Annotated in this window: 23 protein-coding genes and 1 pseudogene; 16 read left to right on the top strand and 8 right to left on the bottom strand. The window is 69.3% G+C overall.

The window, feature by feature from the left end; all coding sequences use genetic code 11:
• Positions 1–119: 119 nt before the first annotated feature.
• On the bottom strand, positions 120–1,208 hold the full coding sequence (locus JOE57_RS14965; protein WP_204919223.1) for a hypothetical protein: 1,089 nt from the start codon (positions 1,206–1,208) through the stop codon (positions 120–122).
• 148 nt (positions 1,209–1,356) lie between these two features.
• Between JOE57_RS14965 and JOE57_RS14960 the strand changes: the two genes are divergently transcribed.
• The 3 genes from JOE57_RS14960 (at position 1,357) to JOE57_RS14950 (ending at position 4,392) form a co-directional block, all read left to right on the top strand.
• Entirely contained in the window at positions 1,357–1,863 is a 507-nt protein-coding gene (locus JOE57_RS14960; RefSeq protein WP_204919221.1) for a CHRD domain-containing protein, read from the top strand.
• A gap of 64 nt (positions 1,864–1,927) precedes the next feature.
• On the top strand, positions 1,928–2,254 hold the full coding sequence (locus JOE57_RS14955; protein ID WP_204919219.1) for a putative quinol monooxygenase: 327 nt from the start codon (positions 1,928–1,930) through the stop codon (positions 2,252–2,254).
• A complete protein-coding gene (locus tag JOE57_RS14950) occupies positions 2,251–4,392 on the top strand; it encodes an ADP-ribosylglycohydrolase family protein (RefSeq protein ID WP_204919217.1) in 2,142 nt (713 codons plus the stop codon). Before JOE57_RS14955 ends, JOE57_RS14950 begins: the two co-directional genes overlap by 4 nt.
• Here JOE57_RS14950 and JOE57_RS18765 read toward each other — a convergent pair.
• A complete protein-coding gene (locus JOE57_RS18765) occupies positions 4,379–4,630 on the bottom strand; it encodes a hypothetical protein (protein ID WP_239578965.1) in 252 nt (83 codons plus the stop codon). The two genes, JOE57_RS14950 and JOE57_RS18765, sit on opposite strands and share 14 nt — an antisense overlap.
• An 8-nt stretch (positions 4,631–4,638) precedes the next feature.
• The gene (locus tag JOE57_RS18760) at positions 4,639–5,307 is read right to left on the bottom strand and encodes a hypothetical protein (protein ID WP_239578964.1); all 669 of its coding nucleotides are present in this window, start codon (positions 5,305–5,307) and stop codon (positions 4,639–4,641) included.
• Positions 5,308–5,457: 150 nt separating this feature from the next.
• On the opposite strand from JOE57_RS18760, the gene JOE57_RS14940 reads away from it, so the two are divergent.
• Positions 5,458–6,462 (top strand): aldo/keto reductase, encoded by a 1,005-nt coding sequence (locus JOE57_RS14940; RefSeq protein ID WP_204919215.1) that lies wholly within the window; start codon positions 5,458–5,460, stop codon positions 6,460–6,462.
• Here JOE57_RS14940 and JOE57_RS14935 read toward each other — a convergent pair.
• Positions 6,450–7,343, bottom strand: coding sequence for an ROK family protein (locus tag JOE57_RS14935; protein WP_204919214.1), 894 nt, complete (start codon positions 7,341–7,343; stop codon positions 6,450–6,452). The two genes, JOE57_RS14940 and JOE57_RS14935, sit on opposite strands and share 13 nt — an antisense overlap.
• 207 nt (positions 7,344–7,550) lie before the next feature.
• Between JOE57_RS14935 and JOE57_RS14930 the strand changes: the two genes are divergently transcribed.
• Genes JOE57_RS14930 through JOE57_RS14920 form a run of 3 tightly spaced genes read left to right on the top strand, consistent with a single transcriptional unit; the run spans position 7,551 to position 11,037 of the window.
• Positions 7,551–8,435: a fumarylacetoacetate hydrolase family protein gene (locus JOE57_RS14930; protein ID WP_204919212.1), complete on the top strand. Its 885-nt coding sequence runs from the start codon at positions 7,551–7,553 to the stop codon at positions 8,433–8,435.
• Entirely contained in the window at positions 8,425–8,853 is a 429-nt protein-coding gene (locus tag JOE57_RS14925; protein WP_239578963.1) for a PPOX class F420-dependent oxidoreductase, read from the top strand. The genes JOE57_RS14930 and JOE57_RS14925 overlap by 11 nt, the downstream gene beginning before the upstream one ends.
• 39 nt (positions 8,854–8,892) lie before the next feature.
• Complete coding sequence (locus JOE57_RS14920; RefSeq protein WP_204919204.1) at positions 8,893–11,037, top strand: glycoside hydrolase family 36 protein; 2,145 nt, start codon at positions 8,893–8,895, stop codon at positions 11,035–11,037.
• Here JOE57_RS14920 and JOE57_RS14915 read toward each other — a convergent pair.
• The gene (locus tag JOE57_RS14915; RefSeq protein WP_204919202.1) at positions 11,034–14,537 is read right to left on the bottom strand and encodes a patatin-like protein; all 3,504 of its coding nucleotides are present in this window, start codon (positions 14,535–14,537) and stop codon (positions 11,034–11,036) included. The genes JOE57_RS14920 and JOE57_RS14915 overlap by 4 nt on opposite strands.
• 29 nt (positions 14,538–14,566) lie before the next feature.
• Complete coding sequence (locus JOE57_RS14910; protein ID WP_239578962.1) at positions 14,567–15,634, bottom strand: glycoside hydrolase family 130 protein; 1,068 nt, start codon at positions 15,632–15,634, stop codon at positions 14,567–14,569.
• A 177-nt stretch (positions 15,635–15,811) separates the two neighbouring features.
• Between JOE57_RS14910 and JOE57_RS19325 the strand changes: the two are divergent.
• From JOE57_RS19325 to JOE57_RS19230, 3 genes and pseudogenes are all read left to right on the top strand, one after another.
• Positions 15,812–16,379: pseudogene (locus tag JOE57_RS19325) on the top strand (rhomboid family intramembrane serine protease).
• Positions 16,380–16,468: 89 nt separating this feature from the next.
• On the top strand, positions 16,469–17,044 hold the full coding sequence (locus JOE57_RS14900) for a hypothetical protein (protein WP_204919200.1): 576 nt from the start codon (positions 16,469–16,471) through the stop codon (positions 17,042–17,044).
• The gene (locus JOE57_RS19230) at positions 17,037–17,243 is read left to right on the top strand and encodes a DUF6186 family protein (RefSeq protein WP_204919198.1); all 207 of its coding nucleotides are present in this window, start codon (positions 17,037–17,039) and stop codon (positions 17,241–17,243) included. The genes JOE57_RS14900 and JOE57_RS19230 overlap by 8 nt, the downstream gene beginning before the upstream one ends.
• Positions 17,244–17,253: 10 nt before the next feature.
• Here JOE57_RS19230 and JOE57_RS14890 read toward each other — a convergent pair whose 3' ends face one another.
• A complete protein-coding gene (locus JOE57_RS14890; protein ID WP_204919196.1) occupies positions 17,254–17,970 on the bottom strand; it encodes a hypothetical protein in 717 nt (238 codons plus the stop codon).
• A gap of 794 nt (positions 17,971–18,764) precedes the next feature.
• Here JOE57_RS14890 and JOE57_RS14885 point away from each other — a divergent pair.
• The 4 genes from JOE57_RS14885 to JOE57_RS14870 all read left to right on the top strand — a co-directional run bounded on the left by JOE57_RS14885 (position 18,765) and on the right by JOE57_RS14870 (position 22,367).
• Positions 18,765–19,748: a Gfo/Idh/MocA family protein gene (locus tag JOE57_RS14885; RefSeq protein ID WP_204919195.1), complete on the top strand. Its 984-nt coding sequence runs from the start codon at positions 18,765–18,767 to the stop codon at positions 19,746–19,748.
• A gap of 30 nt (positions 19,749–19,778) precedes the next feature.
• A complete protein-coding gene (locus JOE57_RS14880) occupies positions 19,779–20,783 on the top strand; it encodes a Gfo/Idh/MocA family protein (RefSeq protein WP_204919193.1) in 1,005 nt (334 codons plus the stop codon).
• Positions 20,784–20,991: 208 nt separating this feature from the next.
• Positions 20,992–21,522 (top strand): gamma carbonic anhydrase family protein, encoded by a 531-nt coding sequence (locus tag JOE57_RS14875; RefSeq protein WP_204919191.1) that lies wholly within the window; start codon positions 20,992–20,994, stop codon positions 21,520–21,522.
• Entirely contained in the window at positions 21,519–22,367 is an 849-nt protein-coding gene (locus JOE57_RS14870; RefSeq protein ID WP_204919190.1) for a nucleoside hydrolase, read from the top strand. Before JOE57_RS14875 ends, JOE57_RS14870 begins: the two co-directional genes overlap by 4 nt.
• 34 nt (positions 22,368–22,401) lie before the next feature.
• On the opposite strand, the gene JOE57_RS14865 is transcribed toward JOE57_RS14870, so the two are convergent.
• Positions 22,402–23,937, bottom strand: a complete 1,536-nt coding sequence (locus tag JOE57_RS14865) for a mannitol dehydrogenase family protein (protein WP_239578961.1) — start codon at positions 23,935–23,937, stop codon at positions 22,402–22,404.
• A 471-nt stretch (positions 23,938–24,408) separates the two neighbouring features.
• Here JOE57_RS14865 and JOE57_RS14860 point away from each other — a divergent pair, with 471 nt between their 5' ends.
• Entirely contained in the window at positions 24,409–25,260 is an 852-nt protein-coding gene (locus tag JOE57_RS14860; protein ID WP_204919188.1) for a DUF559 domain-containing protein, read from the top strand.
• Positions 25,261–25,444: 184 nt separating this feature from the next.
• A complete protein-coding gene (locus tag JOE57_RS14855) occupies positions 25,445–26,428 on the top strand; it encodes an aldo/keto reductase (RefSeq protein ID WP_338041328.1) in 984 nt (327 codons plus the stop codon).
• The last annotated feature ends 46 nt before the right edge of the window (positions 26,429–26,474 follow it).

Below are 26,474 nucleotides of genomic sequence, written 5' to 3'. Positions count from 1 at the left end.
CAGGCTCAGGCCGCGGATCGCGCCACGTGCCCTGAGCTTGTCGAAGGGCCATCGTCACCTTCTCGGCCTTCGACAGGCTCAGGCCGCGTATTGGGGCGCTCAGGCCCGCGCACCTAAGGTCAGGCGAGGCGGAGGGCGGGCTCGGGGCGGTGGACGCCGCGCGGGCGGTAGCCGACCGCGGCGGAGAGCCCGGCCAGATCGGCCAGCAGCCAGATGATGGCCAACCACATCTCGGTCCCCTGCAGGCCGGGCTCGGTCTCGGCCAGGGCTGCCGTGGAGGGGTGCGGAGCCTGGAAACCGAAGCCGGCACCGTCGGTCCAGTGTCCGAGCGCGTCGGCCAGCAGAGTGCGCGCGGTCTGGGTGATCTCGTCACTGCGATAGCCCGTCTGCCGGCCGGCCAGCCAGAGCGGGTGGGCGACGTCCAGGACGTTGCAGGCGTTCTGCCGGTGCGGGGCGAAGAAGCGCTGGCTGCGGGTGTGCTCCAGGACGGTGTCGATCACGCGCTCGGGGTACGGCAGCGGAAGGTCGAACTGGGCGAAGGTCCCGCGGGAGGCCCGGTAGAACCCGTTCACCACCTGCAGCAGCCCGTCGTCCGGGCCGGGGGTCCCCCACATCCCGGTTCGTCGGTCGGCCCTGGTCAGCAGCCAGCCGAACACCGCCTCGGCCGCCCCACGGGTGCCGGGAACGCCGCGGGCGAGGTTCCAGCGCAACGCCGTCCCGACCATGTCGACCCAGTGGCCGGACCGCCACGGCTGACCCTCCCAGGGCTGGCGCTCCAGTCCGTCGATGAGCTCGGCAGCATCGGCGTCGGCGACGATGTGGGTCGGTTCGGCGAACCTGCTGCCGAGGATGTCCAGGGCGTAACCGACGCAGAGCACGTGATAGTTGGCCTGGTCGTCGAACAGGTCGGTGACCGGAGGCAGCTGCTCACCGGTCTGGTCGAAGGCGGACACCAGGCCGGTCTTCGGATCCTGCAACTCGATCAGCCGGTCCCGGTGCTGCTCGGCCGACAACTGCGGCGGTGGGCCGCCGAGCAGCAGGTCGGCGATCTCGATGGCGTCACACTGGGCCCGCACGGTCGGCGGCTGACCAGGTCGGTCGACGAAGAGACCGCCGGAAGGCCCGGTAACCCAGCTTCGGGCCAGCACCTCCGCCGCCTGATCACGAGCCCGATCAACGAACGTCACCAGCTGCTCACCGAGAGTCACCCGGCACACGCTACCGGGCTGGGTTGAAACGAATCAATCCCCGCCCACCAGGTGTCGGCGAGCGACGACTGTTGACCGGGCCGTTGACAGGTCGCGGCCGGGCGCGCACGCTGAGGAAGTCCATGTCTCGACCGGAGGGGAGCAGTCAATGACGACTACCGAGAGCAGGTTCGCCGCACTACGGCACAACGGGGTTTGGCGCAGGAGTGTCGCGCTGGCGGCGATAGCGACCATCAGCATCGGCGCGACCGTCCCGGCGTACGCCGACGGTGGCCATCATCGCCACTCGAACAAGACGTTGCACGCCACCCTGACCGGTGCCAAGGAGGTTCCTGGACCCGGCGACGCCAACGGGCGCGGCAAGGCGACGGTGAAGCTTCGGCAGCACAAGATCTGCTTCACCCTGACCTGGCGGAGGATCGACGCGCCCACCGCCGCCCACATCCATGCGGGCAAGGCCGGTGTCGCCGGACCCGTGGTCGTCCAGCTGCTCTCGGTGCCGGGCGGCCTGGGTGCACCGGTCAACCGCGTCGGCGGCTGCACCGAGGTCGACCCGGCGCTGGTGAAGAAGATCCGCAAGGACCCGCGCAGCTACTACGTCAACATCCACAACAAGGACTTCCCGTCCGGTGCCATCAGGGGTCAGCTGCACTAGCCCGGTCGATCGGTGCTGGCCCTAGAGTGTGGGCAGCACACAGCACCGAGACCGAGGAGTTCGGATGATCTTCATCTGCGTCAAGTTCCAGGTTCAGCCGGAGTACGCCGACAGCTGGGTGGACTTCACCTCGGAGTTCACCCAGGCCACTCGCAACGAGCCGGGAAATCTCTGGTTCGACTGGTCCCGCAGCGTCGACGACAGCTGCGAGTACGTCCTGGTGGAGGCGTTCCGCGACGGTGAGGCCGGCGCCGAGCACGTGCAGTCCGAGCACTTCAAGAAGGCCATGCAGCAGCTGCCCACCCGGCTGGTCGCCACCCCCAAGATCATCAACTTCGAGACTGAGGGTGACGACTGGTCCGAGATGGGCGAGATGACCGTCCCGGCATGACCCGGAAGACGTCCACCATGACCAGCAGTCGAAGCGTCACCCTGCTCGACCAGCCGTCGTTGCCCGACGACTACCTGACCCGGGTCTACGCGGGCGTGCTCGGCAAGATCATCGGCGTCTACCTGGGTCGGCCGTTCGAGGGCTGGACGCACCAACGGATCATCGCCGAGCTGGGCGAGATCACCGACTATGTCCATGATCGACTCGGGCAGCCACTCATCGTCACCGACGACGACATCACCGGCACGTTCACCTTCATCCGGGCCCTGGAGGACCGCGGCTTCGACCCGGGGCTGACGCCGGCCCAGATCGGCGAGTCCTGGCTCAACTACCTGATCGAGAACCGCACCATCTTGTGGTGGGGCGGCCTGGGCACCTCGACCGAGCACACGGCCTACCTCCGGCTGAAGTCCGGCATCCCCGCCCCGGCAAGTGGCTCGGTGGCATGCAACGGCCGGGCCGTCGCGGAGCAGATCGGTGGCCAGATCTTCATCGACGGCTGGGCGATGCTGTCCCCAGGCGACCCGGAACGGGCCGCCGAGCTCGCCCGCCGGGCCGCCTCCGTCAGCCACGACGGTGACGGGATCCACGGCGCCCAGGTGATCGCCGCAATCGAGGCGCAGGCGTTCATTGAGCCCGACCTGGAGACGCTCCTCGACACCGCCGTCGGCCTCATCCCGGCCGACTGCACCCTGGCCAGGGCAATCGCCGACGTACGACAGTGGCACCGTGACAGCTCCGACTGGTACGCCACCCGCGCGCTCATCGAGCAGCACTACGGCTACCACCTCTTCCCCGGCGTCTGTCACATGGTGCCGAACCACGCGCTGATCATCGCCGCCCTGCTGCACGGCGACGACGACTTCAGCCGGACGATGATGATCATCAACAGCAGCGGTTGGGACACCGACTGCAACTCCGGCAGCGTCGGCGCGATCATGGGCATCAAGAACGGTCTGCGGGGCATCGACGATGCCACCGGCACGGACTGGCGCGGCCCGCTGGCGGATCGGCTCTACCTCCCGTGCGCCGAGGGCGGCCGAGCGATCTCCGACGCAGCCACTGTTGCGGTGCGGATCGCCAACGCCGGCGAGATCCTGCACGGAAGGGCACCGACGCGACCCAAGCAGGGCGCCCGGTTCCACTTCAGCCTGCCCGGTTCGGTTCAGGGCTTCCAGTCACTCGGCGCCACGCCTGACGACCCCGAGCAACCCGTACGCCCGCTGGTGATCAGCAACGACGCCGGACGGCTGGAGCTGACGCTGCGAGAGGACAGCCGGGAGGCGTTCGTGGCGACCCCGACGTTCATCCCGCCGGAGGCGGTCGAGATGCCGGGCTATCAGCTGATCGGCTCCCCCACGCTCTACCCGAGCCAGCGGGTCGAGTTCACCCTGGCCGCGCCCGCGGCCAACCGGGCCGACGTGACCGTCCGACCGCTGATCGACTACTACGGCGCAGGCGACCGTGTGCAGCGGAGGTTCGGTGACCCCTGCACCCTCAGCGCCGGCGCCGACCACACCGGTGGCTGGGTCATCCCCGACGTCGGCGGAGCTCCCGTGCTGCGGTTCGGTTTCGCCCTCACCGGAGAGCCGGGCGATGCGCTGCTGGTCGACCGGGTCCACTGGGACGGTGCGCCGACACTGACCCTGGGCCGGCCGGCCTTCGACAGCACACTGTGGCGGCGCGCCTGGGTGGATGGTGTCGACGACTGGGCCGGGCACTGGCCGGAGGACTACAAGCTGGCACAGAACCGCGGCACCGGGCTGATCGCCCAGGGCGACGAGACCTGGACCGACTATGAGGTGTCCGCCGACCTCGACGTCCTACTGGCGCTGAGTGCCGGCGTGGCTGCCCGGGTCGGCGGCCTGCGCCGCTACTACGCGGCGGTGATCGCCGGCGACCGCGCGAGGCTGATCAAGGAATGCGACGGGCTCGAGGTGCTCGCCGAGGTGCCGCTGCCTCACCCCGGCTCGCGTCACCGGCTGAAGCTCCAGGTCACCGGCGACCGGATCAGCGGCACGGTGGACGGAGTCCCGATCGGGTCGGTCAGAGATCACAGTCTCACCGGTGGTGCTGCCGGGCTGTTGATCTCCGAGGGGACCCTGTCCAGCGGGCCGGTCGAGGTTAGGAGCTGCTGAGCGCCAACAACCGTTCCGGCGCGAGGCAGGAGATGAGGCAGCGTTCCTTGCGATCCTGCAGCAGCTGAGCGGTCCAGTCGGTGAATCCACCGTCACCGATCTCCAGCTCCTCGGCACCACGGATGCCCATGATCATCATCGCCGCGCTGCGGTAGTAGCCGTGGGCGCGGGTCCGCTGCGGGTCCGCCAGCACGGGGGTGGCCGACGCCGCCAGAGCCGGCGCCACCTGCTCGGACATCCGCTGACTCAGCGCCGGTGCGTCGAACAGGGTGTAGTTGATCTTGCCCGACCCGGCCCGAGCACGACTTCCAGCACCCTCTGCCAGTACCGCAGGTGCAGGCTGAGCAGGTCGGCCTCGGTCCGGGCCGAACCGTGGTCACGGGCGCTCGAGACGAGCGCGAACAGGGTGAAATGGGAGCTGAATCCCGCCGGGAAGCGCTGGGTGCGCAGCACCCGGTGACAGCTGGCCAGATGCACGTCCGCCGTCGGGTCGAGTCCGCGCCGCCGAGCCGCTTCCACCGCCAGTACGTTCGTCTGATCGCTGACCACCTCGCTGTTGCGCACCGTACTGAGGACCCGGTTCTGATCGGCCGCACCGACGGCCGTACAGGTGCCCAGTGGTGCCACCGGCGACAGGGCCACCCCGGCGAAGGTGTCCGGCAGCAGCTCCCAGAGGGTGGCCTCCAGCCGGCTGAGACGTCGCGGATCGACCTCGGCCGGCCGGACGAAACGGTCCTCGGACCAGCGACGCATCAGACGCGCGGGGCTCACCTGCTCGGCTCGGGTACGAGCCACTGCGAGCTGCAGGCTCTGCAGGTCGGTGGGCGTCATGGTCTCGGACAGCACCTGTTCGGCACCCGCAGGCAGCTGTCCCCACACCCGGCGGGCATGGCCGGAACGCGTGTCGTCGGTCATGGCCACACCCTAGGTGGGCCCGGCCGCGACGGCCAGTGGATTGACGACCGCCCCAGGTGGGTAGACACACTGAGGAGGGACGATGACAGACTGCCCCGGGACGAGCCGTCAGCGCCGTCCTCCCAATCGACCACCCGCAGGAGATCAGTGATGGAGTACACCAAGCTCGGCCGTTCGAACATGTCCGTGAGCAAGATCTGCCTCGGCACGATGCATTTCGGTCCCAAGGCAGACGAGCAGCAGTCGTTCGCGATCCTGGACCGCGCCCTGGAGCTCGGCATCAACTTCATCGACACCGCCAACGTGTACGGCGGCGCCGACGACCCCGGACGTTCCGAGCAGATCATCGGCAACTGGTTCGCCGCCCGCCCCGGAGCCCGCGACCGGGTGGTGCTCGCCACCAAGGTGTACGGCCCGATGGGCGACAGCGACGACCCGAACGAGGCCGGCGGCTTCTCCGCCTACAAGGTCCGCCGGCACCTGCAGGATTCACTGCGCCGGCTGCAGACCGACCGGGTCGACGTCTACCAGGTGCACCACATCGACGAGCGGGTCTCGCCAGAGGAGTTCTGGGGCACGTACGAGAAGGCGGTCGCCGACGGGGATGTGCTCTATGCCGGATCCAGCAACTTCTCCGGCTGGGGGCTCGCCAGGTTCCAGCAGCAGGCCTGGCAGCGCGGCTTCACCGGGTTCGTCTCCGAGCAGACCCAGTACAACCTGCTCAGCCGGGTGCCGGAGATGGAGGTGCTGCCGGCGGCTCGCCACTTCGGCATCGGTGTCATTGTCTACATGCCACTGGCCGGCGGTCTGCTGACCGGCAAGACCCAGTCGTTCGACGGCTCCCGGACCCGTCAGGTCGAGGAGGAGTACGGGATCAGCCTCGGACCCGACAACAGCCAGTTCAGCGACTTCAGCGAGCTCTGCCGGCAGATCGGCGAGCCGGAGTCGGTGGTGGCCACCGCCTGGGTGCTCCAGCATCCAGCGGTGGACTCGGCCATTGTCGGCATCCGCACAGTCGAGCAGTTGGAGGGAGTCGACCGGGCCGCCGCACTGCAGCTCGACGAGTCAGCCATGGCCCGACTGGATGAGATCTTCAACATCAACAACGGCCGCCGGATCGGGCCCGGAGAGTCCCCGCAGGCTCACGCCTGGTGACGCGCAAGGTCGGCAGCCCCCAGCGGGCCGGCGTCGGCGGCCAGGGTCCCGGCCGCGAACTCCGGCGTCAGGCCCGCCCAGTAGGCTCCGAGCTCTGAGCGCATGCTCCGTTGGGCCTGCTCGGCGAACAGGTCGTAGGCGTCCGACACTCCGCCGCTGATCACCACCAGCTGCGGGTTGACCAGCATGGCCACGTTGGCCAGGCCTCGGCCCAAATAGTCGCCCAGCTCGAGGTAGCAGCCGAGGGCCCGCTCGTCGCCGGCCCTGGCCAGCTCGTACACGTCCGCCCCGGGCAGTATGGCTGCCGCCCGCCGGTTGATCGAGCGACCGCTGACATAGTTCTCCATGCAGCCGTGCCGACCGCACGCGCACGGGTAGCCGTCCGTGATCATCACACTGTGGCCGATCTCACCGGCGGCGCCCTGGTGCCCGCGGACCAGCTCGCCGTTGACGATGAGCGCACCGCCGACGCCACTGCCCAGGGTGATCGCCGCCATCGACGTCGCCGCCGCCCCGGCGCCGAAGCGGTACTCGCCCCAGGCAGCGGCGTTGGCGTCGTTCTCCAGCACCATCGCCAGCCCGGTGCGCTGCTCCAACCGGTCCAGCAGCGGCTCCTGCCGCCAGGACGGGAAGTTCGCCGAGAACACCACCGAGCGGCGGTCCGGGCCGATCCACCCGGCAGCGGCGAGCCCGACCGACGACACGTCCGGAAGGCTGCTGCGCAGCGCCGCGATGCAGGCCACGATCGCGTCCTCGATGTCGGCGCTGCTGCCCGCGCTGGGCGTCGGCTGCACGTCCCGCCCGACCACCTCGCCCGACTCGGTGACCGCCGCCCCCTTGATGCTGGTCGCACCGATGTCGATGCCGAGGGTGAGAGTCATGCTGCGCACTCCTGTCTGGGATGGCCGGCCCGGTGGGGAAAGCTCGAGGTCACTATCGCAAATGCCGATCATCATCGTTCGTCGACTCCCCGCACTTCCCAACGAGCGACACGGTGTGCGGGGTGTGAGACGGTGCCGGGGCGCGTCGCCCGCCGAGGCGGCCCTGTCGCTAGGGTGGAGAAGCCCCCCGTCAGAACAGGAGCCACGATGGCGCTGGTCCGCTTCTCCCACAACGGTGTCCCGACGTTGGGTGTCGACACCGACGACGGCATCCGGCCACTGGAGCTGACGCTGGCCGAGCTGCTGGCGCTGCCCCTGGACCAGGCGCAGACCCTCGTCCAGACCGTCCAGGCGGACCCCGTCGACGCGAGCTGGCTGCTGCCGCCGGTGGATGTCCAGGAGGTGTGGGCGGCCGGCGTCACCTACCGGCGCAGCCGGGACGGGCGGATCGAGGAGTCCGGCAACGAGACCCTCTATGACCACGTCTACGCCTCGGCGCGGCCGGAGATCTTCTTCAAGTCCACCGCCGGCCGGGTCGTCACCGACCAGCAGCCGGTGGGCATCCGGGCCGACTCCGGCTGGGATGTGCCCGAGGCCGAGATCGGTCTCGTGATCAACTCCGCCGGCGAGATCTTCGGTTTCCTGGTGGGCAACGACATGAGCAGCCGTTCGATCGAGGGAGAGAACGCGCTCTACCTTCCGCAGGCCAAGGTGTACGAGGCCTCCTGCGCACTCGGCCACCGCATCGTCGGCGTCTGGGAGGCGCCCGAGCTGCCGCTGGCGGTGTCGGTGTCGATCACCCGGGACGGTGAGCAGGTCTACAGCGCGCATACCGACAGCAGTGCGATGAAGCGTGGCTTCGAGGAGCTGGTCGACTGGCTGACGCTGGCGATGCCGTTCCCGGACGGTGTCGTCCTGCTCACCGGCACCGGTCTGGTGCCGGATTCCTCCTTCACCGTCCGCGCCGGCGACCTGATCACCGTGCAGATCGACGGTGTCGACTCGCTGACCAACCCGGTGATCACGGTCGGCGGCTCCGCACCCGACCCGGTCCGGACGGATGGCGACAGGAGCTCGAGCCTTGCTCGCTGACCCGTTCCGGCAGCTGTTGGCGGCGTCGCACCACGGCGTCCTGGTCACCCTGAAGCGTGACGGTCGGCCACAGATCTCCAACGTCGCCCACAGCTATGACCCGGTCGGTGACCGGATCCGGGTGTCGATCACCGACGACCGGGCCAAGACCCGCAACCTCCGCAGGGATCCCCGGGTCAGCTTCTATGTGACCAGTCCCGACTTCTGGTCCTACGCCGTTGCGGAGGGAAACGCCGACCTGACACCGGTCGCCGCAGAGCCCGACGATCCGACGGTGGAGGAGCTGATCGAGGTCTACCGCTCGATCGGCGGCGAGCATCCCAACTGGGACGAGTTCCGCGCGGCCATGGTGGCCGAGCAGCGGCTCGTCCTGCGTATCCGGGTGGACCATCTCTACGGCATGGTCCGACCCACCTGATCCTGTCCGCCCGACCCTCCCCACCCTCGAGAGCGAGCCATGAGCCCTTCCCTGATCGACTTCGGCACCGACCTGGTCCTCACCTTCCGCTACGACGACGACACCCCGCTGAGCCTGGTGTCGATCCGTCCGGCGATCGGGCCTGCGCATGCCGACCCTGCGACCGTGCCGGCGGTGCCCTTCGTGGAGGTGCTGACCGTCGCCGACGGACGCCGGCCCGGCTACCGCTACAGCGAGACGCTGGTCGGCTCACGGCTGCGCTACGTCTCGCACCAGGCCACCGGGACCGACCTCCGGATCACCCAGAACGATCCCGTCACCGGGCTCATCGTCACCAGTGTGATCATCGCGACCCCGGGTCGTGGCGCGTTCCGCAGCTGGACCGAGGTCGAGCTGCCTGGGCCCGGTGAGGTGTTGCTGCAGGCCGTCACGTCCTTCGCCACCGGCGCCTTCCTGACCGACTCGGGCGTCGAGCTCAGTGCGCTCGACCTGCTCACCGCCGAGTCGGACTGGGTGGTCGAGAACCGCTGGCAGCGCCGGCCGGTCCGCGACCTGCAGCTGGTCGACATCAACACCGATGCCCACTCCCACAGCCCGCGCAGCCGGATAGGCGTCACCGCACACTCGTCCTGGTCGACCGGCGAACGGCTGCCGATCGGGGTGGTCGCGGCGCGCGACGGCGGCTACGCGCTCGGCTGGCAGATCGAGCACAACGGGCCCTGGCATTTCGAGGTCGCGGAGAACCTGACCGGGGCGTACCTGGCGCTGCTCGGGCCGACCGACCTGGAGCACGGGTGCCTGGTGCTGGTCGACAACACGCACCCCTTCACCTCGGTCCCGGTCTCGGTGGCCTGTGTCGACGGGACCGCCGACGACGCCTTCGCGGCCCTCACCTGGCAAAGGCGTGCCCTGCTTCGTGACCACCCGCAGAACGCAACCCTGCCGTTGATCTTCAACGACTACATGAACACCCTGATGGGTGACCCGACCACGGAGAAGCTGCTCCCGCTGATCGACGCAGCGGCGCAGGCCGGCGCCGAGTACTTCTGCATCGACGCCGGCTGGTACGACGACGGCGGCTACTGGTGGAACAGCGTCGGTGAGTGGAAGCCCTCGACGAACCGATTCCCCGGTGGCCTGGGCGAGGTGATCGACCGGATCAGGAGCCACCAGATGGTTCCCGGTCTGTGGTTGGAGCCCGAGGTCGTGGGGGTCGAGAGCCCGGTCGCCGACCGGCTGCCGACCGACGCCTTCCTGCAACGGCACGGCACCCGCATCGTTGATCATGAGCGCTACCTGCTGGACCTGCGGCACCCGGCGGCCAGAGCCCACCTCGACGAGGTGGTCGACCGGCTGGTCGGCGAGTTCACCGTGGGCTACTTCAAGCTCGACTACAACGTCACCCCGGGACTCGGCACCGACCTGGACGCCGTCTCCCCCGGTGCCGGTCTGCTCGCCCACAACCGTGCCCTGCTCTCCTGGCTCGACGGTGTGCTCGACCGACACCCGGACCTGATCTTGGAGAACTGCGGCTCGGGGGCGATGCGGCAGGACTACGCGATGCTGTCCAGGCTGGCCCTGCAGTCGACGTCGGACCAGATGGACCCGTTGCTGTATGCCACCATCGCTGCGGCGGCACCTGCCGCGGTGCTGCCCGAGCAGGCCGCCAACTGGGCCTACCCCCAACCAGGCATGAACGACGAGGAGATCGTCCTGACCATGGTCAACGGGATCGCGGGCCGGCTCTACCTGTCCGGCCATCTGGCCCAGATGAGCCCATCCCAGCTGGCCCTGGTCACCGCCGGGGTGGAGGCGCACAAGGACCTCCGCGCGGCGCTGCCCACCACCGAGCCGTTCTGGCCGCTCGGCCTGCCGGCCTGGACGGCACCGGTGGTCTGCGTCGGCCTGAGAGGTGCCGACGCAACCTACCTGAGTGTATGGAAGCGGTCCGAGGGCGAGCGGACGATCGAGCTCCCGCTGACCGAACACCGAGGTCATCACCTCCGGCTGGCGGAGCACTTCCCGAGCGCCGACACCCCGGTGCAGGACCGACACGACTGGACCTTCGACTGGGACCCCGAGACGGCCGTGCTGCGGATCGGGGTCGGCGCGAGCGCACCGTCGGCGCGGGTGCTGTCGCTGATCCCCTCCCCGGGCCGCACCGACACCGGCCAGCCTGCCTAGGCCTCCGGGCCGAGCGGAGGCTGGATGGTGGCGCATCGCTCGGTCCAGACATAGAGCCCGGCGAGGCTGAGCGCCAGGGCGACGTACTGGACGGCGAAGCCGACGAGCCAGTGGTCCGGCAGCAGGCAGACCGCGAAGCAGGCCACCACCACCACCGCTGTGGACACCAGCAGCAGGCCTGGCGACACCGTCCGGTCCGAGCTGCGGCTGGTCCGGCGGCGCAGGCTCGCCCACACCACGTCGAGCTGGGTGGCCAGGAAGGCGCCACCTGCCAGCAGTCCGCCCCAGGCGGCCTGCGCCCAGCCGTTGTGCACGTCGAACTGCCAGTGCAGGCGGAGCGCAACCGTCCAGAACACGATGCCGACCACGATCACCGTGGCCGGGACGAGGCGCAGCAACCACAGTCTGGCTCCGTTCAGAGGGACCCCGCTGCGGGCGTGCTCTCTGGCGGCGTTGGGCAGCAGCAGGTGCGCCAGGAAGACGAACGAGGCCAGCCCCAGACCGAGAATGACCGGGACGTGCGCGGCCGAGGCCCAGCTACCGGTGGCGGCACTGATCGCTCCCCAGGACAGCAGGCCGGCCAACAGCGTGCTGAACGGTGAGACCAGCGACAGCAGCAGAGCGGGCAGGAACGTCGGCGCCAGGGCCCACGCGGCGGTTCTGCGGACGAGGGCCCACGCCGGTTCGGACCGGTGCCTGGTCCCCTGGGCTGGGGCGGCGCCGGGCGGCTCCGGAGCCCGGGTCCCCACCACCGCCCGCCAGATCACCAGCCCCAACTGGACGAGGACGCGGCGCAGCTCGGCCCGTCGGAGCAGCTCCATCACCGTCTCCTCGCCGACCTCACCCACCCTCCGCAGCCGGTCCAGCGGGCCGGGTGCGCCGCCGGCCTGGGCCCGAGGGGGCGGCACCGTCGCGGCGACGCCGTCGGCCTGGGGTGGGTCGTCGCGCCCGACGGCGCGGTCGTTGAGCTGGTGGAACCAGCCGATCTCGGTCGCCAGGATGTCCCAGTGCAGCCGTTCGGTGGCGACATCGACGAACCAGGACTCCACCGCGCGGTCGCCGTTGACCAGCTCCTGCTCGAGCTGCTGCCAGCGTGAGCCGAGGAATGCCGCCCACTCCTGGTCGTGCGCGCCGCCGGTGAAGAACTCCCGCAGGGCCCGACGCGGGTCGGCAGAGTCGGCGTCGGGGGCGAGGGCGGCGGCCACCCGGTCCTCCCTCGCGATCAGGGAGACCAGCGTCTGGGCACTGTCGAGCCGACCCCAGATCCAGTCGTTGTCGCGCCACCGCGCGCTGAGAAAGCCGGCGAAGTTGGCGACCTGGTTGCCGCTCAGCTTGAGGTTGACCCTGTTCTGCTCGGTGATCGGACCCTTCAGCAGTCGATCCTCCAGCGGACTCCTGTTGGTTGCCGACATGACCGCGAACAGCGGCACGGCCGGGCTGGACAGCGGGTCCGGCCGCAGGCCTCCGACCAGCACCTCGAGTGAGCACAGCGTCTCGCCCATCGTGGCCCGCCGCGAATGCTGGGTCGGTTCGAGCCGGTCGGGCGCGTCGATCAGGTCGAAGGCCTCCTCACAGCCGAGCACCGCCTCCCACAACATCGCGTACGGCGTGACTGGCTCCCCCGCGTCCGGACCCGGGCCCCTGGCGGCCGTGGCACGCGGGATCGAGGCGGAGGAGCTCTTCACCGCCAGCACGGCCAGGTCGTAGGCCCACCGGCGCCAGAACAGGGCCATCGCCTCATGGCCCGTCTCGGCCGGGGGCTGATCCAGCTGGGCCAGCAGGGCGGCGAGCTCACGGGTCGCCTGCCGGAGCAGCGCCACCGGCGCAGCGACCGGGTGCCCGTCGCCGTCTCGCAGATGCTCGTCTGCCAGCCGCAGCAGGATCCGGTCGCGAGCGGCGATGGTCATCTCGATGGCCAGCCGTACGGCGTACAGCCGGGACCTCAGCCCGGCGACCTCCGGGTGGTCTCCGGCCTGTTCGGCCACCCGGACCGCCTCCATCAGCAGGGTCACCGCGCGGGCCGCCACCAGTGGGGTCTGCGCCTTGAAGCCCAGCTGTCCCTGCACGTCCTGGCTCTGCAGCGGGCCGGCCAATGCAGCGGCGTCGTCGTCGGACACCGGGCGGAGCAGCGGCGCGGTGCGCTCCGACTCACCGAGAGCCTGCACCTGGCGGTCCGGGTAGGTGTCGGGCGGCAGTGGCAGCGGGTCCGGCGCGACCAGCGCGTACGGGTTCAGCAGCAGCTGTCGCAGCCGTCCGATCTCCATCCGGCCGAGCAGCCGGACATAGGTCGGGTCAACCTGGTCCCCGGCCGCGTCCCGCAGACCCTCGGACCCGGCCAACGACAGCGTCGCCACCATCGCTGCCTGCTGCGCACTGGTCAGTCCGGCCGCCTCGCTGAGCGCCTGGGCGTCGTCGAGGACGGACTCGGTGTTGGCCTTGACCCGCAGCGAGGCGATCACCAACTTGATCATCCCGAGCACCGACCTGCTCCGCGGCCGGTCCCTGTTGATCACTCCCGCATCCGCCGCCGCGGCTGTGGAGTCCTTGTCCGGCACCGGCTCGAGATAGACCAACCAGCGGTCCACCGGTGCCGTCGCCGGCATCCCGGCGATGCTGCGGATCGCCCACGCGATCGGGATGTTGTCCAGCAGACCGCCGTCGACGAGTTCCACCCGGCCGGGCATCTCGTCGTCTTCGGTGCCGGTCTCCGAGCTCACCCCGTAGAGGTCGACCTGCTGCTCCGGTACGTCGGTCAGCACCCATGGAGCGCTCGGCTCGAAGGCGCCCGGGAACGAGGAGGTGGTCCGGGCGGCGTAGGCGAGCCTGCGCCGGCCGAAGTCGGACTCGATGAAGTCGTTGATCGCGTGATCATGGTCGGTCTCCCGGCTGACGTACAGCGCGTCGGCGATGCCGGGATAGCGGAATCGGATGAAGCCGGCGTTGGTTCGGGCTCGCAGCGGCGAGCCGGCGGTCGGGAACAGCGCGTCGCGCCGACCCTGCAGCCGGGTGGCCGTGACCAGCAGCCGCAACGGATGCTCACTCACCCGGGTCAGGTCGCTGGTCTGCAGTTGCCGCATCGCCAGCACCAGCTGCCGGTAGAACGCCTGGTCCCCGTGCAGCAGCGACAGCGGCGGATCGGCCCACGGTCGTCGGGCCAGCCGGTGCAGGTCGGCAACCTTGAGCCAGACGTCACGCACACCGTCGTCGAACCGGGCTCCGGAGGCGATGTTCTGACTCAGCAGGACGCCGTTCAGGCCGCCCGCGCTGCTGCCGGACAGCACATCGACCAGGACCTTGTCGTAGCCGCACAACCGGAGCAGGGCGCGGTAGCGCGACGACTCGGTGGTGGCGTCCGCTGGCGCCGCCTCACCGCCGTCGCCCTCCTCGCGGAGCCGGGCGATCTCCCGGCAGGCGCCTCCCATCCAGACCGCCAGGCTCACTCCGCCCTTCATCGCCAGCGCGATCCGCAGCTCTCCCGGCAACCGGGCACGATCATCCATGGTGCATCTCCTCGGTGCGGTCCGCTCTGTCAGCCGAGCGTGTCGATCCGGGCCACGCCGATCTTGGAGTCGGCCATCCCGTAGAAGGCGTAGCGCACGCCCGCGACCTCCTCGATCGCGGTCGGGAAGACCACATTGGGCACTATGCCGGAACGTTCGTCCTCCGTCTCCGCCGCCAGCAGCGGCTCCGCAGTCCGGGACCGCACCTGCCACGGCTGGTCGGCGTCCAAGATCATCGCGCCGGCCGCGTAGTTGACGTTCTGCTGCTGGTCGAAGGCGCTGTCGATCCGGCCGGTCACGCCGTGGTGCAGCACCAGCCAGCCCTCGGGCACCCGCAGCGGGGGCGGGCCGGCGCCGATCTTGAGTGCCTCGAAGGGATATTCAGGGCCGGCCAGGAAGCGGTGCTTGGACCAGAGCGTCAGAGCTGCCGAGTCACGCCGCACGTCCGCCAGCGGGAGGAAGCTGATCCAGATGCTGTGCCGGGACTCCGCCAACCACGGGGGTGGTTGGCTGCCCTCCCCCGGTTTGATCTCTTCGAGGTCCCACATGGGCCGGTGCAGAACCGCCAGGCTCGGCACCCCGTCCGGGTCGGTGACCGGCTCGGGGAAGAACACGGTGTCCTTGTTGTGGTACAGGTTCAGGTCGACGTCGTGACGGTCGTCGTAGCGGAACAGCACAGGCCCGAGGCGCGTCCAGCTGCGCAGGTCGGTCGAGGTGGCGATGGCCGTCCTCGGCCCGAGGGGGCCGTAGGCGACGTAGGTCATCACGTGCAGGCCGAGCTCGCCGACCCAGGTCACCCGCGGGTCCTCCACCCCGGCGTTGCGGGCGCCGTGCTCGAAGGACCGCTCCGGCTCCAGCACCACCCCCTGGCGTTCGACCGAGCTGGGCACGCCGTCGACCACGGTGACCCGGGCCAGGCCGACCCTGGACACGTTGCCGGCCGCGACCAGCCGCGGCAGCAGGTAGAGCTCCCCGTCCGGCCCGCGCCCGGAGGCGGGGTTGAGCACCCCTTCCACCTCGAGGGCATTGCCCTCTTCCGGGCTCATCACCACGCCGCACCGGGTCAGGCGGTAGGGAAACGGCTGGCTCTCGGTCATCTGTCCTCTTCTCCGGCCGGCGACCCGGCGACCCGGTGGCCCCGGCCCCGGTGTCGGATGGCAATACCGTACCGCTGCTGGAGGGTGGGGAACGCGGATCGGTGACCGCCCGTTGGTGACGATGAAGGAGGCGTGATGAGACGCGGTGTGGAGAGCGCCGGTGGGGCCGCGGCACTGATGCTGTTGTTGCTCGGGCTGCTCTGGGTTCTGGAGATCGTCGACCAGGCCGGCGGCCACTGGCTGGACAACTACGGCATCCATGCACGTGAGGTCGACGGGCTGCCGGAGATCCTCACTGCGCCGTTCCTGCATGCCGGTTTCGCCCACCTGATCAGCAACTCGCTGCCGTTCTTCGTCCTCGGCTTCCTCGTCCTTCTCCGGGGGTCTGTACCGCTGGGTCGTCTCCTCCCTGGTCAGCATCGTCAGCTCAGGACTGGCCGCCTGGGCGCTGTCGCCCGTCAACAGCGTGGTGCTCGGCGCCAGCGGTCTGATCCTGGGCTGGCTGACCTACCTGCTGGTGCGCGGTTTCCTGACCCGCAATGTGGGACAGGTGATCATCAGCGTGCTGGTCCTGCTGGTGTACGGCGGCATGATCTCCGGGGTCTTCCCCACCTCCGCCGGTGTGTCCTGGCAGGCCCACCTCGGCGGTGCCGTTGGAGGCGTGCTGGCCGCCTGGTGGCTGCATCGACGCAGCAGCCACCACCGGAGCCGGACGGTGGCCGTCGGGAGACGCCCCAGCCGCTGACCGTGGCTGATCGCCAGCACCGGTCCCCTCTTGCGGGCGTACGGTGGGTGGCGCGAACCCCGGGAGGTGGGTGAGGCGAGGTGTCCGAGGTGCTGAGGCAGACCAGGGTGGCTTCCTGGTCGATGCTGGTGCTGCTGCTGACCGGCATCTTCCATCTTGTTCGCGGGGCTCCGCTGGATGCGGTCCTCTTCTTCGGGATGGGCGTCGCGCTGGCGCTGGATGCGCGGTTCGGGGCCCGGTTGGCGGCGCCGGACGTGCCGACTCTGCCGTCCCGGACCTGGCCGGGCGTCGTGGTCGCGGTGCTGATCGGTCTGCTGCTCGGCTTCGCGTCGCGGCGGGGCCTGGCCGCGCACCTGGTGATCCCGGCCATCGGAGTCGCGACCCTGGCGTTGGGCTGGGGCCAGCGGGACTCCGCCGGCGTGACGCCGAGGCAGCGCCTGCTGCGGCTGTCGCGCTGGGTGGTCGTCGCCCTGGTCCTGTGTCTGTGGGAGCTCGTCAACTATCTGATCCAGCGGGTCACCGGGCGCGACTTCGCCCATCCCGCCATGTCGGACCTGATGGACCCGCTGCTCGACGTCCGGCCGTTGCGCGCCGGCCTGGTCACCCTCTGGCTGCTCGGCGGGATCGCCCTGCTCAGGCTCGGGCGAGGATCTCACCGTGACTAGCCGGCTGGTCACGATCCTCGGCTTCGTCCTCGGCGGCCTGGCGCTGCTGGTCCTGGAGGTCTGGGCACGGCGCACCGACCGCTCCCAATCGCTGGCGGGGATTCTGGACCGGGTGATGGAGCGACGCGTCAGCCGGCTCACCATCCTGCTGTTCTGGTGGTGGCTCGGCTGGCACTTCCTGCTGGTCCCCGCGGCCTGACCTCAGCCGGTCAGTCGGGCAGCAGGCGGCACACCGGGCACTGGCGTTCGGCCAGCCAGCGCGCGGACCTCGGTCGCAGCCCACCTGCCAGCCGGTCCAGCTCGCCGTCGGTGAACGCGCCCGACTGAGCCCAGAGCAGCACCACCCCCTCGCCTCGGACGACGATGCGCTGCCGCGAGTCAGCGACCGAGCAGAAGACGCCGTTGCCCTGGTCTTCGCACCGGACGGCCAGGTTCGGGTCCGGGGAGCAGTTCCTGGGTGGCTGAACCACGCTGTCGTCGATCTGGGTGACCTCGACCCGGAGCGCGCGACCCTCCGGGTCCTCCACCTGGTAGGAGAAGCCGCGGGCGACCACGCTCTCGATCACCGTTCCATACGACCAGCCCCGGTCGTCGGCCAGACCTACCGGAGTCACCCCCTCCCTCAGGTAGGCCTGCTCCCGATTGTCCGCAGTGCGCAGGTCGAGCGCGACCGTCGAGATCGGCGCCAGCGACAGCACCAGAAGCAGCGCCAACCCCCGCACCACCCATGCCGGGGCCTGGAGTGTCGACGGCAGCATCGGCCCGGCTGGCTGGGTGACCCAGGCGGCCGCCGCCGGTGACAGCAGTGCCATCACGACGCGGACCAGCTCCAGCCCGGGTGAGGCGATCGCGCAACCGACCAAGGCGATCACCAGGAGCCCGAACAGCAGCCCCATCCGGGTCCGGTGACAGAGAACCAGCAGCACGACGGCGCCCGCCGCCAGTCCGGCGACGGCGCCGTAAATGACCCAGCCGAGGCAGGCGAGGCCCTGGCATCACACCGGGACGAGGCGACCGCCCCCGCGACCACGCCCAGCGCACCGATCGCGACTGCGGCCAGCACCACCAGGTAGCCGCGGAGCAGCCGGTTGACGCCCATCGGCCGCCCCGCACCCGCGACCTGCAGGTCCGGACGGCCGTCGGGGTGGGAACGATCAGTGGTCTCGGTTGGGCGCACCTCACCACCTTGTCAGCCGGCCGGTCCGCGGACATCAGTCCTGCGTCGGGTCCGCGCCCATCCCTGGGTCTGAGCTGGGCCCTCTTCGGTCAGATCCCGGTCGTGCCGAAAAACCCTCCGGCCTCGAGAACGGGCAGTAGGTCTCCATCTGCGGACCGACCCGGTCCCGGGCCCCATCGGCTTGTACCTCGACGAGCCCGGCGGCGCATACAGGGCGAACCCGCCCGACCAGGCGTACGGTTTGTCGCCCTCCTGGAATTTGCGTAGGCGGGTGCAGCCAGGTCCAGGTCGGGCGCAGTAGTTCTCCACGGCAGGTGTTGGCGGTGGACAGTCTGGTCAGCGGGTCGGTATCGCCGCCACCTGGTTCTGCAGCCCGACGAAGGTCGGCGCCTTCATCCGGAGGTGCGTCGTGCCCCCGCGTCGTGCGTCCAGTACCGAGGATGAGGGGTACCAATATGTCCGGACAATGGATACGGTGGGATTACTCCAAACGATGGAGTTTACGGAAAAGAAATCACTTCGCGAGATGAAGGGTTGATCATTTTGGCCGCACCACTCAGGGTCGCCGTCCTCAGCTTCTGGCATGTCCATGCCGGCGACTACGCGCGTCAGACCCAGCAGCATCCCGGCACCGAGTTGGTGGCCGTCTGGGACGATGACGAGGAGCGCGGCAAGCTCGGCGCCGAGCAGTTCGGGGTCGAGTACGTCTCCGACCTGGACGCCCTGCTGGCCCGCGACGACATCGACGCTGTCACCATCACGACCTCCACCGACGTTCACCGCGACATCATGGTGAAGGCCGCCGAGGCTGGCAAGCACATCTTCACCGAGAAGCTGCTAGCGCCCACGGTCGCCGAGGCCGAGGAGATCATCGCCGCCGCCGACGCGAACGACGTCAAGCTGATCGTGTCGTTGCCACGGCTCTACCACGGCTATACACAGGCCATCACGGAGGTCATCACCTCCGGCAAGCTGGGGCGGATCACCTACGGCCGGGTCCGGCTCTCGCACTCCGGCGCGGTCCGCAACTGGCTGCCCGAGCGCTTCTACGATCCGCAGACGGCGATCGGCGGCGCACTCACCGACCTGGGCTGTCACCCGGTCTACCTGACCCAGCTCTTCCTCGGGGAAGCGCCGAACACCGTCAGCGCCACCTACCGCTCGGTCACCGAGCGGGCGGTCGACGACCATGCAGTGGTGACGGTCGGCTACGACGACCAGGCCATCGGCGTGATCGAAGCCGGCTTCGTCAGCCAGAACCCGTTCACGATCGAGCTCAACGGCACTGAGGGCAGCCTGCGCTACACCGATGCTGGCAACCACCTGACCGTGTTCGGCGAGGCGTTCGGCGACGGCTGGCAGAGTGTCGATGTCCCAGAGCACGGGCAGGATGCCTACGGCCAGTGGGTCGACCACATCAGCAACGGCACCCGGGCCGACGACAACCTGGCCCGCGCTGTGGAGCTGACCCGGCTGGTGGTGGCCGCGAACGCCTCAGCCGCCGACGGCCGCTCCGTCATCCTCTAACCCTCCTCTGGCACAGAACGGAAACCCCCCATGACATCCACCCCCATCAAGGTCGGCCTGATCGGCGGCGGCGGTATCGCCAGCGCCCACATCAAGGGCTACCAGGCCTATGCCGACAAGATCGGCGTCACGGCAGTCGCCGACGCCGACGCCGAGACCGCCAAGCGCCGGGCCGAGGAGCTCGGTGCAACGGCGTACACCGACTTCAACGAGCTGATCGCCGATGCCGACATCGACGCGGTCGACATCTGCCTGCCGCACCATCTGCACAAGGACGCCATCGTCGCCGCGGCGAAGGCCGGCAAGCACATCCTGTGCGAGAAGCCGCTGTGCCTGAGCCCGGACGAGGCCCGCGAGGTGCAGGCGGCTGTGACGGAGAACGGTGTCACGCTGATGAGCGCCCACAACCAGCTGTTCATGCCGGCTGTCGCCAAGGCCAAGGAGCTGCTGGAGGCCGGCACCATCGGCACGGTCTACGAGGTCCGTACGACCGACAGCTTCTTCAACAACTTCGACCCGGCCAACATGGGCTGGCGGGCCAGCGCCAAGACCAGTGGCGGCGGTGAGCTGATCGACACCGGCTACCACCCCAGCTATCTGATGCTGCACCTGGCCGGCGGCTCCCCCGTCGAGGCGACGGCGCTCCTTTCCACCCACCGGTTGAGGTTCATGGAGGGTGAGGACTCCGCCCAGGTGCTGATCCGGTTCGACAACGGCGTGGTGGGGCATCTGGTCACCAGCTGGGCCTACACCCCGGCGACGGTCACCGAGCGCTTCTCCGCAGTCGGTGAGCTCGGCTCTCTGCACAGCGACGGCACCTCGCTGACCTACAACCTGCGCAGCGGCGAGTCCGAGACCTTCGACTTCGAGCCGGTTGACACGATTCCTGCCGAGATCGGTCACTTCGCTGACTGCCTGATCAACAACACCCGCCCGCTGCACACCGAGAAGGAGGGCATCGAGGTGCTCGGCATGATCCTGGCCGCCTACGAGGGCGCCAAGAACAAGAGCATCGCCCCGGTCCTCCAGGTCTAGGCCCACCGCGCCGTGATGCCCCCGTGCCCTGAGCTTGTTCCCGTGCCCTGAGCTTTGTCGAAGGGCACCTGCGCCCTGAGCCCTCACCGCGCGGGGACAGGCTCAGGGCGCGTTCTCGCTCAGGGCAGGTATCGGTGGCCTCGACGCGCGACCGCGTAGGCGGCTATGGAAACATGCGGAGGGCAGCCCACAGCCAGGAGGACCTCGTATGACCCCACACATCCTCAGCTTCGGCGACGCGACCCCCGAGGTCGATGCCAACGCCTGGCTGGCGCCGACAGCGACGGTGATCGGGCAGGCCACCGTCGAGGCACGGGCGAGTGTCTTCTACGGGGCAGTGATCCGTGCGGATATGGACCGGGTGAGCCTCGGCGCGGGCAGCAACCTGCAGGACAATGTGGTCGTCCACACCGATACCGGATTCCCAACCGTCATCGGCGCCGGGGTGAGTGTCGGACACTCCGCCGTCGTTCATGGCTGCACCGTTGAGGACGACTGCCTGATCGGCATGAACGCCACCGTCCTGAACGGTGCCGTGATCGGCACCGGCTCGCTGGTGGCCGCCGGCGCCGTTGTACTAGAGGGGACGGTGATCCCGCCCCGCTCGCTGGTCGCCGGAGTCCCCGGAAAAGTCCGCCGCCAGCTGACCGACGAGGAGTTCGCGCACGTGGTGGAGAACGCCCGGATCTATGTCGGTCTCGCGGCCCGCCACCGCGACGCGGAGCGGGTGCGGTCGTGAACGTCGCCCTCGACACCGACATCGGCACCGATGTCGATGACCTGCTGGCCCTCGCCGTCCTGTTCGGCTCCCCCGAGCTCGACCTGGTGGCGGTCACCACGGTGTACGGCGACACCCAGCTCCGGGCCCAGATGGTGGCCCGGGCCTACCGGGCAGCCCTGCGGGACCTGCCCCCGATCGTTCCCGGTCTGCGGCAGCCCCGGTCGGGCCGCGAGATCTACTGGCCCGGTCACGAGGGTGATCTGATGCCCGACCTCGGCCGCGAGTCGGTGGACGCCGATCTTGACGCGGCCGACGTACTCGCTCGTACGCCACTCGTGATCGGGATCGGTCCACTGACCAACATCGCCGAGGCAGTCGAGCGGCCCGGCTGCGGCATCGAGCAGCTCTACCTGATGGGTGGCAACTTTCCCGGCGGAATCGAACACAACATCAGCTGCGACGTGGTGGCCGCTGCAGCCGTGTTCGAGGCCCAGGTCCCGGTGACGATCATCGGCATCGACCAGACCAGCCGAGCCAGGATCGATCCGGCGGCAGTGGAGCTGTTCGATCATGCCGGCGACTTCGGCCAGCTGGTGGCCGCTCACGTGCTGCAGTACTGGCAGGTGACCGGCCGCGGCCACAACACTCCGCACGACCCGCTCGCGGTGTTGATGATCACCAACCCGGAGCTGTTCACCTTCGTCAACGGGACGATCACGGTGACCGAGACGAGCAAGGGAGACGGGCGCACCGAGTTCAGCCCTGACCCGGCCGGGCCGCACCGGATCGTCGCCGACTTCGAGGTGGCCGCGGCAACAGAGGAGATCGTCCGGCGGATCTGCGCCGCCCCGCAGCCACTCTGAGCCGTGCCGCCCGACCTGTTCAGTCGAAGCGGAATCAGCGAGCCACCAGCGCCTGGAGCGTGGCCCGGGCTCCGTCCTTGTGCAGCGAGTCCAGCGCCCACGTGTACGCCGAAACGAACCGCTCGTCGTCGACCAGGTCGGCGAACAGCTGACGGTTCTCGATGAAAGCGGTCGGCTCGTCGTGCTGCCGTGCCGCCGTCGCCTTCAGCGACTCGGCCAGCCGGTCCACCACCGTGATCGGGTTGCCCTGCTCGTCGACCCCCTCCGCGTACCTGGCCCAGCTGGCCACGACAGCTGCCGACAGCCGGATCTCCCCTCCGTCGGCCAGGTTCTGCTGGATCACCGGCACCAGCCACTTCGGGATCCGGTCGGACGACTCGGCCGCGAGCCGGGCGATCGTGTCGCGGACCTCGGGGTTGGAGAAGCGCTCGATCAACGTCTCCATGTAGTCGCCGAGATCGATCCCCGGTACCGGCTTGAGGGTGGGCGCGGCCTCCTTGCGCATGTAGGCGAGCAGGAACTCGGCGAACAGCGGGTCTCCAGCCGCCTCATGGGCATAGGTGTAGCCGGCCAGGTGGCCGAAGTAGGCAAGCGCCTGGTGGCTCGCGTTCAACAGCCGCAGCTTCATCAGCTCGTACGGCTCGACGTCGTCCACCAGCTGCACGCCGGCCTCCTCGTACGGCGGCCGGCCCTTGACGAAGTGGTCCTCGAGCACCCACTGGAAGAAGGGCTCGGCTACCACCGGCCAGGCGTCCTCGACGCCATACCGCTGCTTGATCTCCGCCCGGTCCTCGTCTGAGGTGACCGGGGTGATGCGGTCCACCATCGAGTTCGGGAAGCTCGTCTCGGCATCGACCCACCGCGCCAGCTCGGGATCCTTCAGCTCCGCGAAGGCGAGGAACGCGTCGTGGCAGACCCGACCGTTCTCCTGGATGTTGTCGCAGGTCATCACCGTGAACGCCCCCAGGTCGCGGTCACGGCGGCGGCGCAGCGCCTCGGTGACCAGTCCGAAGACGGTGGCCGGGACGGCATCCGGCGCCAGGTCGGCCAGGATCTGCGGGTTCGTCTTGTCGAACTGGCCGGTGACCGGGTGGTTGTTGTAGCCACCCTCGGTCACGGTCAGAGAGGCGATCCTGGTGTCCTGGTGCGCCAGCCGTTCGATCACTGCCTCGGGGTCGTCCGGAGCGAGCAGGTAGTCGATGATGGAGCCGATCACCCGGGCATCCCGGCTGCCGTCGGGGTGCTTGATCAACAACGTGTAGAGCCCATCCTGCGCCTCCATCACGTCCTTCATCCGACGGTCTCCGGGCAGGACGCCCACTCCACAGATCGCCCAGTCACGGGCCAGCCCGGCACTCAACAGTCGGTCGATCGTCATTGCCTGGTGCGCACGGTGGAAGCCGCCGACCCCGAAGTGCACGATGCCGGCCTTGAGGCCGGTCCGGTCGTACGACGGGAGCTCCAGGTCGGGCGTGGCCCCGGCCAGGAACTCATGCTCGGTGCGCTGATCCATCTCGACGACCTTCCGTTCGGTGATCCCGCCCTTGGACCGGGCCGATTTCCCATTCAACCAAGGTCGTCTGAGCGTGTCGAGGGCTCGCCAGGCGGAGCGTGACAGGCGGACGGCGCAAGAAACCGACCAGTCATCGCGCACGGACAGCGGGGCGCAGCCTGACGGCCGCGCCTCATCCACAACGAGTGGTCGCTTCCTTGCGTTGTCCCCAGATCTCTCCACGCCCGACACGGTTCGACGGCCGATCCACATATTCCAGTTATGGGCGAACAACCACAGCACGTTGACCCGCCGGGGCGCGAGACGCAGCCCGAGCCCCCGCACGAGACGCGGCCTGAGCCTGTCGAAGGCCGACACACTCGGGAGCCCTTCGACAAGCTCAGGGCGCGTGGTGAGGGGCTCAGGGCGCGGGGTGCGCGGGGTGAGGGGCTCAGGGCGCGGGGTGAGGGACCTAGGGCACCGGGTGAGGGGCTAAGGGCTCGGGGTGCGGGAGCCAGGGCGGGTGGCGCCCGGGCTGAGCTCGACCGCGTGATCCGGCAGAACGGCGGGGTGATCGCCGTGCGTGACCATCCTCAGTTCGCCAGCACACTCAGCCGTCTGGTCCGGGAACGCCAGCTGGTGGCCAGCCTGCCGGGCGTCTACGTTCCGCTCGAGCTGAGCCGCGACCCGTTGACCAGGATCCGCGCGGCGATGATGTGGGACCCCGACGCGGTGGTCTTCGGTGGCGGGGCTGCGCTGGTGTCGTTCTGGCCCGGGCTCCAGGTCGGCGACATCGCGTTGGCCGTGCCCGGCAACCGGAGGATCACGAGGCCCGGCTACCGGATCGTCCGCAGGGTCGTTCCGCCAGAGCTGGTCCGCACCCGAGGGCCGGTGCGATTCACGGCTCCCGCGCTCACCGCGCTCGACCTGTGCGACACCCCTGTCGGGGCTGGCGGCATCGACACCGTCCTGCGCACCCGAGCCGCCACGCTCGCCCAGTTGCATCAGGCATTGGAGGACACCCGGCACCGTCGCGGCAACCAGGACCGCCGGGCGCTGCTGCTGGACTCCCGCGATGAGCCCTGGTCGGCCGCCGAGCGGCTGGCGCACCGGCTGCTGCGAGAGGCGGGGATCTCCGGCTGGCGGGCCAACGTGGCCATCGCCACGGTGGGCCAGATCTACTTCGGCGATATCGTCTTTCGGCGGCAGCGGCTGGTGCTCGAGGTTGATGGGCGGAGGTTCCACGACGACCTCGCCACCGACACCTTCGAGTACGACCGGTGGCGGCAGAACCACCTCGTGCTGGCCGGGTGGCGTGTTCTGCGGGTCACCTGGACGATGCTGACCGACCATCCGGTGCAGGTCGTCTCCCTGGTCCGACAGGCGTTGGAGGGTCCGTGAAAGGAATCGACCATTCGTTCCGTCGCCGGCCCACGAGCCGGGCGGGAGCCCGCTCGGCGGAAGCTATGGATGGTCGATTCCTTGCAGGGCCGGCGAGGCGGAGCAGCCTGCGGCTGCGCACTCAGAGATTGCGCTTCTCAATCTCATCAGACTGATCGGTTGGATTTCCGGGCTGGGACACGGCATGGTGAAAACCATGGATTACACCCATCTCGGCCGCACAGGCCTCACCGTTTCTCGTCTCTGCCTCGGCACCATGAACTTTGGTCCGCAGACCGACGAGAGCACCTCCTACTCGATCATGGACTCCGCTCACGAATACGGCGTCAACTTCTTTGACACCGCCAACGGCTATGGCGGCAGCAAGGGCAAGGGTGCCACCGAGACCATCCTCGGCAACTACTTCGCCCAGGGTGGCGGCCGTCGCGAGAAGACCGTCCTCGCCACCAAGGTGTACGGCGACATGGACGAGTGGCCGAACAACGGCAAGCTGTCCGCGCTGAACATCCGCCGCGCGCTGGACGCCAGCCTGAAGCGGCTGCAGACCGACTACATCGACCTCTACCAGTTCCACCACGTCGACCGGGCCACCCCGTGGGACGAGATCTGGCAGGCCCTCGAGACTGCGGTCGCGCAGGGCAAGGTGCTCTACGTCGGCAGCAGCAACTTCGCCGGCTGGCACATCGCCAAGGCCCAGGAGGCCGCCGCTCGGCGTAACTTCACCGGCCTGGTGAGCGAGCAGTCGATCTACAACCTGCTCAAGCGCGAGGTCGAGCTCGAGGTGCTGCCGGCCGCGCAGGACTACGGCCTCGGTGTCATCCCGTGGTCGCCGCTGCACGGCGGTCTGCTCGGCGGTGTGCTGAAGAAAGAGGTCCAGGGCGTCCGTCGCCTCGAGGGTCGGGCTGCGGAAACGCTGGCCGAGCACCGCGAGCAGATCGAGGCGTACGAGAGCTTCGCCGACGAGCTCGGGCACGAGCCGGGTCAGCTGGCACTGGCGTGGCTGCTGCATCAGCCGGCCGTGACCGCGCCGATCATCGGCCCGCGAACCCAGGAGCAGCTCGACACCGCCGTCAAGGCGATGGAGATCTCCCTGGACGAGAGCGCCCTCACCAAGCTGGACGAGATCTTCCCGGGCCACAAGCCGGCCCCGGAGGACTACGCCTGGTGATCGCGTAAACCAGACGCATCAACAGCAGTGGCCGGGCCCTTCGGGG

The organism is Microlunatus panaciterrae (assembly GCF_016907535.1).
GTDB lineage: Bacteria > Actinomycetota > Actinomycetes > Propionibacteriales > Propionibacteriaceae > Microlunatus > Microlunatus panaciterrae.
Note: the sequence above shows the minus strand (reverse complement) of the source record. Positions and strands in the feature narration are given on the sequence as shown.